The sequence below is a fragment of the Staphylococcus sp. 231237_7MaSpsaltlick genome, from assembly GCF_043107035.1.
Map to the genome: position 1 here is coordinate 1 of NZ_JBICNX010000045.1, position 11489 is coordinate 11489.

Here is an 11489-nt window from a genome sequence, read left to right on the forward strand (position 1 = left end):
AGACTTCTTTGCAGCATGAGCAGAACTGATACTTACGTCAGATGACGGATTTAATACTGTAATGCAATTAGTTGAAGAATTACGCGATGAAGCAAAGCGTAGAAATATCACTGAGACTGAAGATTTACGTGAAGTTATCGTTGAAAAAATTGTTGAAATTTATCATCAAGACGATGAACATTCAGAAGTCATGAATCTGGAAGATGGTAGATTGAATGTCATCTTAATGGTTGGTGTCAATGGTGTTGGTAAAACAACAACAATTGGTAAATTAGCACATCGATATCAAGCTGAAGGTAAAAAGGTAATGCTAGCCGCAGGTGATACGTTTAGAGCAGGTGCGATAGAGCAACTTAAGGTTTGGGGAGAGCGTGTTGGTGTAGAAGTGACGAGCCAAAGTGAAGGTTCAGATCCTGCTGCAGTGATGTATGATGCAATTAATGCAGCCAAAAGTAAGGGTGTCGATATCTTAATCTGTGATACAGCTGGACGTTTACAAAATAAATCCAACCTAATGAATGAGCTTGAAAAAGTTAAACGTGTCATTGGACGTGCAGTACCTGATGCTCCTCATGAAGTCTTGTTGTGCTTAGACGCAACGACAGGTCAAAACGCACTTTCACAAGCTAAATCATTCAAAGAAGTTACAAACGTGACAGGTATTGTGCTAACGAAACTTGACGGAACGGCTAAAGGTGGTATTGTCTTAGCGATTAGAAATGAGCTCCACATACCTGTTAAATATGTTGGATTAGGTGAAAAATTAGATGATTTACAACCATTTAACCCAGAAAGTTATGTTTACGGATTATTTGCAGATATGATTGAACAAAATGTTGAAGTATCTGAAGATGGGGATAGTGAGTTGACGTCTGATCAACTTGACACTGGTTCAGTAGAAGGTCGATCAGATGAGCCAAAATAATGATTTAATTAAAACGATTAGAATGAATTACTTGTTTGATTTTTATCAAGCACTATTGACAAAGAAACAACGCAATTATCTTGAATTATTTTATTTACAAGATTATTCGTTGAGTGAAATTGCTGATACGTTTGATGTGAGTCGACAAGCAGTGTATGATAATATTAGAAGAACTGGCGACCTAGTTGAAGATTATGAGACAAAGTTAGGTTTATATAAAAATTTTGAATTAAGACAAGAAATATATGAACAGATGAAATTAAATGTAAATGATTCTGAGAAGATTAAACAATATATACAAGCTTTGGAAGATTTAGAATAAGCATAAATTAATATAGAGCAAAAAGGAGGGTATTTGATATGGCATTTGAAGGATTATCCGATCGCTTGCAAGACACAATGCAAAAGATTCGAGGCAAAGGTAAAGTAACTGAAGCCGATATTAAGGTTATGATGCGAGAAGTGCGATTGGCGTTATTAGAAGCCGATGTTAACTTTAAAGTTGTTAAGGAATTTATCAAAACTGTATCAGATAGAGCTTTAGGATCAGATGTAATGAAGTCATTAACACCTGGTCAACAAGTAATCAAAATCGTACAAGAGGAACTGACTCAATTGATGGGTGGGGAAAACTCAACGATAACAATGGCAAATAAACCACCAACAGTAATTATGATGGTAGGTTTACAAGGTGCAGGGAAAACAACTACAGCTGGTAAGTTAGCGTTATTAATGCGAAAGAAATATAATAAAAAACCATTACTCGTAGCAGCTGATATCTATAGACCTGCAGCAATTGACCAATTGCAAACCGTTGGTAAGCAAATTGATATTCCTGTTTATAGTGAAGGAGATCAAGTTAAACCACAACAAATTGTCGAAAATGCAATTCAACATGCTAAAGCAGAGCATTTAGATTTTGTAATTATTGATACAGCTGGACGTTTACACGTTGATGAAGCGTTAATGCAAGAATTAACAGATGTTAAAGAAATTACGAAACCGAATGAAATTATGTTAGTTGTGGATGCCATGACAGGTCAAGACGCAGTAAATGTAGCGCAATCATTTGATGAGCAACTTGAATTAACAGGCGTAACACTGACTAAATTAGATGGTGATACACGTGGTGGGGCAGCACTCTCAATTCGTTCTGTAACACAAAAACCTATTAAATTTGTGGGTATGAGTGAAAAATTAGATGGATTGGAACCATTCCATCCGGAAAGAATGGCTTCAAGAATACTTGGTATGGGTGATGTGCTAAGTTTAATTGAAAAGGCTCAACAAGATGTCGATGCTGATAAAGCTAAGGATCTTGAGAAGAAAATGCGCACTTCATCATTTACGCTTGAGGATTTCTTGGAACAATTAGACCAAGTCAAAAACCTGGGTCCGCTTGACGATATTATGAAAATGATTCCTGGAATGAACAAGATGAAAGGTATCAATAACTTAAATATGGATGAGAAACAGATCGACCATATTAAAGCGATTATTCAATCTATGACACCGGCTGAACGTAATGATCCAGATAGTTTAAATGTATCACGTAAGAAACGTATTGCTAAAGGTTCAGGACGTTCGGTACAAGAAGTGAACAGATTGATGAAACAATTTAATGATATGAAGAAAATGATGAAACAATTTTCTGGTGGCGGAAAAGGTAAAAAAGGTAAACGTAAGCAAATGGAGAATATGTTAAATGGTATGAACTTACCATTCTAATTCAATTTGCTTAGTAGGTTAGTCCTAGAAGATATTTAACCGTTTAACAATCAATAAAGTGCTATAAGCAATGTTAGTGCTAGATGATAGTTGAATCCACTAACCTAATCTCGCAATATTACTATTAATTTGAAAAAGAGAAATCCCTTCAAGGTAATCAATGATTTGATAACTTTGAAGGGTTTTTTAGTTTATGTTTTATATTCATATTGCTCATTTATCTATGGAATTATAATTATTAATGTGGGTAATGAACCAATGGTTATCAATAACAATAGTATCCTTGTTAATGTAATTATAGTTAATTATACTAATTGAATGCATTGTATTTCAATGTGTTAAAGTTACAAAAAATTTTTACTAAAGGCCAATATTTTCTCTAAATGTAGTTCCTTCATATTCAATGCGATAAAGTCCTCGTTTTTGTAGTTCCGGTACGATATAATCAACGAAATCTTCTAAACTATTAGGAAACACCGGTGGCATTAAATTAAAACCGTCTGCAACGCCAGCATTAAACCATCTTTCCATTTCGTCAACGATTTGAGTAGGTGTACCTATCAACGTTAAATGTCCGCCACCAGCGCTAAGGTAACCCAATAATTCACGCAGTGTAGGATTTTTATCATTGATAATTTCTAGTACAGTTTGGTAACGACCTTTGGGGCCTGTAAAGTTCTCTACAGGCGGTAAGGGTGGTATAGGTTCGTCTAAATCCCAACTATGACAATCTTGGCGAATAAAGAACTTTAATTGATTTAATGCTGTATCAATAGCTAAGGACTCGTCCAATTGACGTTTTTTGGCGTAAGCTTCAGCATAAGTTTCTCCGACATAGGTAACTAAACCTGGATACACCTTTAAGCTGTTCGTTGGTTTTCCAACCGATGTTAATTTATTATTTAATTTTTGGCGAAATGCTGTAGCTTGCTTTAGGTTCCAAGCGACTGCATAGATAGCATCTGCATACTTAGTTGCCAAGGTGATACCTTGATCTGAGGCACCAGCTTGCATTGCAATGGGTTTGCCTTGAGGACTTCCAGGTGTCGTTAGTGGTCCTTGGACATCGAAATAATGACCTTTAAAATGAATTGGCTGAATTGCATCCGCGTTGATTAAAGTATTTTCTGCTTTATTATGTAAGAAATCTGCCGTTGTCCACGAATCTAACAACAGATTCATTACTTGAGCGAATTCGTCTGCTTTTTCATAGCGTGTATCATGATCTGGTAGACGCTCCATACTGTGGTTTGCTGCTTCTAAATCAGTCATAGATGTTACTAAGTTCCAACCTGCACGTCCGTTATTCATATGATCAATACTTAAGAGTTGTCTAGCTGCTGTATATGGATTAGCAAAGGTACTGGAAATCGTTGCAACTAATCCAACGTATTGCGTAACTTGGGCTATTGCAGCTAAATTGACCAAAGGGTCAAACCAAAATGCGGGCATATCACTTGGTGATTGTGCTGGAAAAGATTGATTATCTGCAAAAAATATCGCATCAAATAATCCACGTTCTGCAATTTGAGCTAATGATTGATAATACGAGATATCTCCTATACGTTCAACACTTGAATTGCTCATACGCCAAGCCGCATGATGATGACCGCATCCATAAATTAATACACCGATGTTAAGTTGACGAGTTTGTGTCATAAGATGATTCATCCTCCATTTCTTAATTCATTGTTAATCCACCATCAACTGTAAAGTTCTGACCAGTTATCCCTTTAGCTTGATCAGAAATGAGGTAGCTTACCATATTTGCTACATCTTGAGGTGATGTGACTTGTCTTAATGGTGTGGTTTGAGCAATAAGATCAAATACTTCTTGTGTCGTCGCTGCACTTGCGTCAGTAGTCTTTAGTAAACCGCCAGATACAACATTTGCATTAATACCAAATTGACCTAATTCAGCGGCGATATTTCGTGTGAATCCTATTAAACCTGCTTTTGCAGTAGTATATTCATGGTAGGGTACGACTGGATTTTGATAAAGATTTGTACCAATCGAAACAATAGTTCCTGTTTCTCTTGAGATAAATTGTTTAACGACTGCTTGAGTCACATTGAAAGCGCCTTTTAACGTGCCGTCGAGTTGTTGTTGATAGTCCTCCCAACTTAAATCTATAAATGCTTTTTGTGCTGTGGGATCAAATTTAAATCCTACGAGCGCATTATTTATGACCGCATCTATTTGCCCAAAATGTTCTGTTGCATGTGCAATCATTTCATCAACTTGGTTTCTATCAGTAATATCTGCTGGTAAAGCGATAGCCTGTGATTCACCAATTTCACGTACGAGTTGTTCAGCTAAATCTTTACTTTTAAAATAATTTATAATTACATTATGACCTTGTGTAGCTAATGTTCGTGCTATCGTTGCACCTAACCCTCTGCTACTACCTGTGATTAAAATTGTTTTAGTCATATATTCACCTCATCATTGATTTATTAAATAAAAAAATACACAACCCTCTCTAGGAAAGTTGTGTATCAAAAAGTATATGAATACGTCAAAAAAGACTATCAGTTTCATTATCATATTGGTAACACTTTCCTACGCTAGTCTTAGCTAGATCAGGTTCGAAGGGTTTGAGTTTAGCTCATCTCAGTTTTAAAAAACACCCCTAGTGCATGCGTTATTTAATTTAACTTCAATGTATAGCTTTTAATAAAGCATGTCAAGTTGTGCAAAAGTTTAAATTTAAATACAAATCAGGTGAAGGACTAAAAGTCACAGTTTAAAAATAGAGATTCAATATTGGTAAAGAAAAAACTCTTTACAAAGTACTGCAGAACTGTTAATATTATTTCTTGTAGAAAATAAAAATATTAAGAACATAAAGGAGAGAATATAAATGGCAGTTAAATTACGTTTAACACGTTTAGGTTCAAAAAGAAATCCATTCTATCGTATTGTAGCAGCTGATGCTCGTGCGCCACGTGACGGTCGTAACATCGAACAAATCGGTACTTACAACCCTAACAATGTAAATGCACCAGAAGTTAAAATCGACGAAGAATTAGCATTAAAATGGTTATCACAAGGTGCAAAACCAACTGATACTGTACGTAACATCTTATCAAGAGAAGGTATCTTGAAAAAATTCGACGAACAAAAATAATAATAAATCGAACGTATTGATTTATTTTGAATATGTTAGAACTAAAAGGTTATAACATAGTCTAGAAGATGATTTTTACTTTTATCTAAAGTAGAAATCATCTTTTTTTATTGGTCAATATTGAATTTGAAAGCTAAACGGTAAATAGGGTGATTTAAGCCGTGATTTCAATCTTAGAAATAACAAACTTATTGCCTGAAAATAGCGGATTGCTAATAAGAAATACTGGATTAGTTGTTCGAGTTACTTGAATAATTTTTATTTATTTTAGTAAATACTACTTCTAAACGATAACGTATTACAGCTATCTCAATCCGTGTTATAATGGATTACGAATTTTATTTAGTTTCATTACCTATGAAGATAGTTGTAATGATGACGGAGGAAAAATAATGAAAGTTGAAATTGGTAAATTTGTAAACACACATGGTGTTAAAGGTGAAATTAAGATTAAATCACATTCAGATTTTACAGATACTCGATTCCAACCTGGAGAATCTGTACTAATTCAAGCTGAGGGTAAAGAAGCAGAAACGTTTAAGATTAGTAGCCACAGAATGCATAAAGGCTTGCATATGCTTAAGTTTGAAGGAATTAATAATATTAATGATATAGAATATTTAAAGGGTGCAACATTATTACAAGAACGTGATCATGATGAAATAGAATTAGCCGAACATGAATATTTCTATTCAGATATAATAGGTTGTACTGTATTTGATGATGAAGGAACTGCAATTGGACGTGTGACAGAAATATTTGAAACAGGTGCTAACGATGTTTGGGTTGTTAAAGGTAACAAAGAATATCTTATTCCGTATATTGCTGATGTGGTTAAAGATGTCGATGTGGAAGGTAGAAGTATCACAATAACACCAATGGAAGGATTGTTAGATTAATGAAAATAGATTTTTTAACACTTTTTCCAGAAATGTTTGAAGGTGTTTTGAATCATTCGATTTTAAAACGTGCTCAAGAGAAATCAGTGTTACAGGTAAATACTGTAAACTTTAGAAATTTTGCTGAAAATAAACATGGTCAAGTTGATGACTATCCATTTGGTGGTGGTCAAGGCATGGTATTGAAACCTGAACCTGTATTCAATGCAATGGAAAGTATTGATAAAACCCCAGACACACGTGTGATTTTAATGTGTCCTCAAGGTCGTCCATTTAACCAAGCTATCGCGCAAGAATTAAGTGAAGCGGAGCATCTTGTATTTATTTGTGGTCACTATGAAGGGTATGATGAACGTATACGTCAACATTTAGTGACGGATGAAATTTCTATGGGTGACTATGTGCTAACTGGTGGTGAATTGCCAGCAATGGTCATGACTGATGCTATTGTACGATTGATACCAGGTGTGTTAGGAAATCAACAATCACATGAGGATGATTCATTTCAAGATGGTTTATTAGAGTTTCCACAATACACCCGACCACGAGAGTATAAAGGATTAGGCGTACCTGACGTGTTAGTTTCTGGAAATCATGCGCATATTGATGCGTGGCGTCATGAACAAAAACTAATTAGAACCTACGAAAAACGACCGGATTTACTTGAGAGTTATCAGTTAACAGATAAAGACCGCGAGATTATTGAAAGATATAAAAAGGAATTGAAAAATGATTAGCGATATGCTAATATATTTTAAGTGTGCGATACACGAAAAATCACTATGATCCGCTGCTATATTTTGTCGAGGCAAGAACATAGGTTGAAGGAGAGAATAAATAATGAGTAATCACAAATTAATCGAAGCAGTAACACAATCACAATTACGCACAGATTTACCAACGTTCCGTCCAGGTGACACTTTACGTGTACACGTACGTATCATTGAAGGTACTCGTGAACGTATCCAAGTATTCGAAGGTGTTGTAATTAAGCGCCGTGGTGGAGGTATCTCAGAAACTTTCACTGTACGTAAAATTTCTTCAGGTGTTGGTGTGGAACGTACATTCCCATTACACACTCCAAAGATTGAAAAAATCGAAGTTAAACGTCGCGGTAAAGTACGTCGTGCTAAATTATACTACTTACGTGAATTACGTGGTAAAGCTGCTAGAATTAAAGAAATTCGTTAATCAGCAAATAAGAAATAAAAAAAGTGTGCCAAACTGGGCATCACTTGAAAATATAGAGGAATCTTGTACAAGTTGTTGTATAAGATTCCTCTATTTTTATTTAATACTTTGTATGGTTAGTTTGTTCTCCTAAGGAACAGCTTTAGCCTTATAGTTTTCAACTTGACCTGTTCTTCCACTGTGTCTCGCTAAAATACTATAAAATCAAAGACACCATCATGTAATTTAAACAAAAACACTAAATTACATGATGATGTCTGTTAAATAAAAAATATAAAGTATCTCTTAATCTATTTCAATATAATGATCAAAAAATGTTTATTTCAATTTTGATACTATTTTAGTAAAAATGATGCTAAGTATAATGCCAAGTATGCTAAGTATTATTAATAGCATTGTGTGTGGAGGGGTATAGGTTAATTTAATAGTTGATTGACCTTTGTTAACCGGTATAACGGTCATAATCCCATTACCTTTTTTGACTGGTAACGCTTGTGATCCTGATTTGGCCTGCATGCCTTGACTATATGCAATAGGTAGTACTACATATCCATCTTTATTTGCATTATGTCGTATCGTGTAGCCGTTTCGTGTTTGTTTTACAGCCACTTTATCTAATGAACGCGCCGCACGCTTTAAGGTACGATAATCTTCACCATATATGCCCTTTACATCGAGTCGATATGTACCTTTAGGCATTCTTATTTTCAAGTCTTGATCAGCTTTAAATCTCATAGTTACAGGCGTTACAAAGCGACGATATTTATAGTCTAGTTCGTTACGTTGTTGTGCATATTCATTTACACCTACATAATGCCTTTTACTCGGTGTTAATAGTTCTACATCCATTTCTAAATACATATCTTGATATTTGTCGCTGATTTCTTTTGGAAATTGGTATGTCATACCGCCATTATTTTCAGTGACAGTTATTTTATTATGTCCACTTCGATAGGCGTTCCGTAAATTATGCGTTGTTTCTGGCAATAGGTTTTTACTTGGTGTAATATGACTGTTTGCTTTTTGATTAGAATCTGAGAACACGACTCCATTTAACATAGCGTGTTCCTTGTCGATGGGTGCCTTTAGCTCAGAATTGCGATAGATTTTATCAGTGAAATGTGCACTTGGATAGTTTATCTGATTTGTTGAATGAATAAAAGACTCATTTTTCGAATGATAAATTGTATCTTGTACCTTAAACCCATACGGAATGTTTAAATCATTAGGACGACGTATACGATCGTTGACGTTCCAAAGTGCCATTAAATTTGCTCGATTGGATAATAAACGATAGGTACTGTTTTTATCTATAGGCATATTAATTTGCATTGTTTTATCATAGTAGTTCAATATTGATCCATCAAAGATACTTGAGTATAGTGAGATACCATTAAAGTGGTATAACATAGGTGAATTTAAACCATATTTAGACATATAATCTATTCTACTAAGTGGATCATCTTGGTGATTTTTATTAATTTTATTAATTTTTTTAGTTAAGGTAGGACTCTTGTATTTAGATGCAGACATGGCGTCCAAAGTTGATTCATAACTTTTAACATTATTATGATGATCGTTAGTTAAGATAACAGCTTGCTGAATTACTAATAATATGGCAATTATCCAAAAACTATACTTGGTGTGTAGTAAATGTCTGTATTTTAAAAGTATAGCGATTAGTACAATTAATATTAAACATATCAACATCCAAGTGATATGCAAACTTTGTTTGAAATATAAGCTAGTTATCATTATCAGCAATGGTACTATGCTAGAGGTAACGAAAGATTTAAATGTTACTTCATGCAAATAACGGATAAATAAGGCAATTAATCCTGCGGTTGTAAGTGCGAAAATATAAATCCAACGACGTTCTGGTGTTGAGAATCCATTGAACATACTGTCAAAGTAGGGTGTTAATGAACCTAACAACATAATCCAAGTCGCGATTGCAAACAACCTATAATAATAATGCTTATATAATTTGAATGATAACAATGCTATAAGTGCAAGTAATGATACAGTTATGTAAAAACCATATGAGAAAAAATGTTTTTGTCGTGCAAAATCAGTAAATAAAGGTATTTTAAAATATGGGTTACTGACTCGGTCATTAGCAAGAAATGATGAAACACCAGTATAAAATCCCCATATACCTACTAAAGTGCTAAGTATTACTGCAATTGGTATAATCCATAGCTTTTGTTTGATGGTCACTTTATCTAAAGGATGTGGAAATAGACATCGATAAATATAATAACTCATTAAAATGATTGCTTCATAATAACTAAAGTAAAAATTAGAAAATAACGTTAGGCTAATTGCAATAATAAATAAACCTATTTTCTTTTCTTTAAAGAATCTTTCAATTGCTAATAATGATAAGGGTAAAAAAATTAATAAATCTCCATAATAAGACCAAGTGAAATTAAAGTGAATGACAACTGTAGAAGCTGCATATAAAAAGGCAGCAACTAATGTATGATTAAATTTAAATTTTAAGTATCTAAAAAAATAAAACGCACAAACAAATGTAATTGCAGCTTTAAAGTACGAAACAATCAACTGATTATATGCCCAAAATTCAATTTGATGTGGATTAATTTTAAAGACAAAATCACATAACCAAATGATTATGAAATTAATTAAGGTAAAGGGTGATGTAGCGTAATAGTAAGATAACCCTTTAACATAGTCACCACCTAAACCAAATGAATGGTCATAGAAACTTTTGAATTTTGTAAAATGTTCATATAAATACATTTGAAATGGCATCATTTGTCTATAACCATCGCCTGAACCACTAAACACAATGCCTTGTGAGAAAAAACGATAGATGTAAGGGGCGAACGTAAATAATGCAACAATCAGCCCCATAGCAAATATACATGCAAATCTGGTATGTTTTTTGTTCCAAAGCTTGCTAAACATGGATAAACCTCATCTCCAACTAACTCCTTCTGCCAAAAATATAATCATTTTTTAATTTTTTTCACCCAAATAAAGCTCATAACAATTGTTATTATAGAAATAAAAATCATGCTATACCACCATTTTGGGCGATATTTAATAATGATTTCATCACAATGCTTAGGCACTTTAACGCCTGTCATCATATAATTCACTTTAAAGGGTGTTACTTTATGTCCATTGATATAAGCAGACATGCCTTCTCTATATGGAATGTTTATAGTTGCAATACCCTTTTTGTGAGGCTGTAATTTAACCTTTACACCATTTTTAATATCTTTATATGAACCATGATTTTTTTTAACATTATATGCTTTTTTAAGATGTTGATAATTTTCCCCATACAATCCTTTTAATTGAAATTGATAATTTCCCCTTGGACTCAAGGTGATATTAATATTTCCATTTTTATCGGGTGTCGCTCTGTATAATTGATGATCGACACCTGTACGATATGTAGAATTATTGTACAAGCGGTTATTGATATAATCATTTACATTTACGAGATAATTACTGTCTGGATTGCCGCGTTTAACTATTAATGATAAGTAAAAATCTTTATATTGTTGTCGGATATTTTTAGGTATTTTTAATTGTAGCGAACCAGTTGCTTTAGTAAGTTGTATCCTATGAGTTTGCTGT

The 11489-nt window shown here is 33.8% G+C and carries 10 protein-coding genes, 1 pseudogene and 1 riboswitch; of the genes and pseudogenes, 7 read left to right on the forward strand and 4 right to left on the reverse strand.

The window, feature by feature from the left end:
* Window positions 1-34 precede the first annotated feature (34 nt).
* From ftsY to ffh, 3 genes and pseudogenes are all read left to right on the forward strand, one after another.
* Window positions 35-925: pseudogene (gene ftsY, locus ACF91D_RS28685) on the forward strand (signal recognition particle-docking protein FtsY); the annotation flags it as partial.
* Window positions 912-1247: a putative DNA-binding protein gene (locus ACF91D_RS28690; protein ID WP_042738877.1), complete on the forward strand. Its 336-nt coding sequence runs from the start codon at window positions 912-914 to the stop codon at window positions 1245-1247. The pseudogene ftsY and the gene ACF91D_RS28690, both read left to right, overlap by 14 nt.
* A gap of 38 nt (window positions 1248-1285) precedes the next feature.
* The gene (gene ffh, locus ACF91D_RS28695) at window positions 1286-2653 is read left to right on the forward strand and encodes a signal recognition particle protein (protein ID WP_107527197.1); all 1368 of its coding nucleotides are present in this window, start codon (window positions 1286-1288) and stop codon (window positions 2651-2653) included.
* A 360-nt stretch (window positions 2654-3013) separates the two neighbouring features.
* On the opposite strand, the gene ACF91D_RS28700 is transcribed toward ffh, so the two are convergent.
* Both ACF91D_RS28700 and ACF91D_RS28705 read right to left on the reverse strand, forming a co-directional pair.
* Entirely contained in the window at window positions 3014-4312 is a 1299-nt protein-coding gene (locus tag ACF91D_RS28700; protein ID WP_392438198.1) for an LLM class flavin-dependent oxidoreductase, read from the reverse strand.
* A gap of 22 nt (window positions 4313-4334) precedes the next feature.
* Window positions 4335-5087: a 3-oxoacyl-ACP reductase gene (locus tag ACF91D_RS28705; protein WP_107527195.1), complete on the reverse strand. Its 753-nt coding sequence runs from the start codon at window positions 5085-5087 to the stop codon at window positions 4335-4337.
* Between the two features lie 109 nt (window positions 5088-5196).
* Window positions 5197-5298: riboswitch (TPP riboswitch) on the reverse strand.
* 219 nt (window positions 5299-5517) lie between these two features.
* Between ACF91D_RS28705 and rpsP the strand changes: the two genes are divergently transcribed.
* The 4 genes from rpsP (at window position 5518) to rplS (ending at window position 7874) form a co-directional block, all read left to right on the forward strand.
* On the forward strand, window positions 5518-5784 hold the full coding sequence (rpsP, locus tag ACF91D_RS28710; RefSeq protein ID WP_042738873.1) for a 30S ribosomal protein S16: 267 nt from the start codon (window positions 5518-5520) through the stop codon (window positions 5782-5784).
* A 392-nt stretch (window positions 5785-6176) separates the two neighbouring features.
* Entirely contained in the window at window positions 6177-6683 is a 507-nt protein-coding gene (gene rimM, locus ACF91D_RS28715; protein WP_107527194.1) for a ribosome maturation factor RimM, read from the forward strand.
* Window positions 6683-7420, forward strand: a complete 738-nt coding sequence (trmD, locus tag ACF91D_RS28720) for a tRNA (guanosine(37)-N1)-methyltransferase TrmD (RefSeq protein ID WP_107527193.1) — start codon at window positions 6683-6685, stop codon at window positions 7418-7420. Before rimM ends, trmD begins: the two co-directional genes overlap by 1 nt.
* A gap of 103 nt (window positions 7421-7523) precedes the next feature.
* Complete coding sequence (rplS, locus tag ACF91D_RS28725) at window positions 7524-7874, forward strand: 50S ribosomal protein L19 (RefSeq protein ID WP_042738870.1); 351 nt, start codon at window positions 7524-7526, stop codon at window positions 7872-7874.
* 318 nt (window positions 7875-8192) lie between these two features.
* Here the strand turns inward: rplS and ACF91D_RS28730 are convergent, their stop codons facing one another.
* Complete coding sequence (locus ACF91D_RS28730) at window positions 8193-10808, reverse strand: YfhO family protein (protein ID WP_232161372.1); 2616 nt, start codon at window positions 10806-10808, stop codon at window positions 8193-8195.
* Between the two features lie 44 nt (window positions 10809-10852).
* A partial coding sequence (locus ACF91D_RS28735; RefSeq protein WP_392438200.1) for a YfhO family protein occupies window positions 10853-11489 on the reverse strand: 637 nt, incomplete at its 5' end.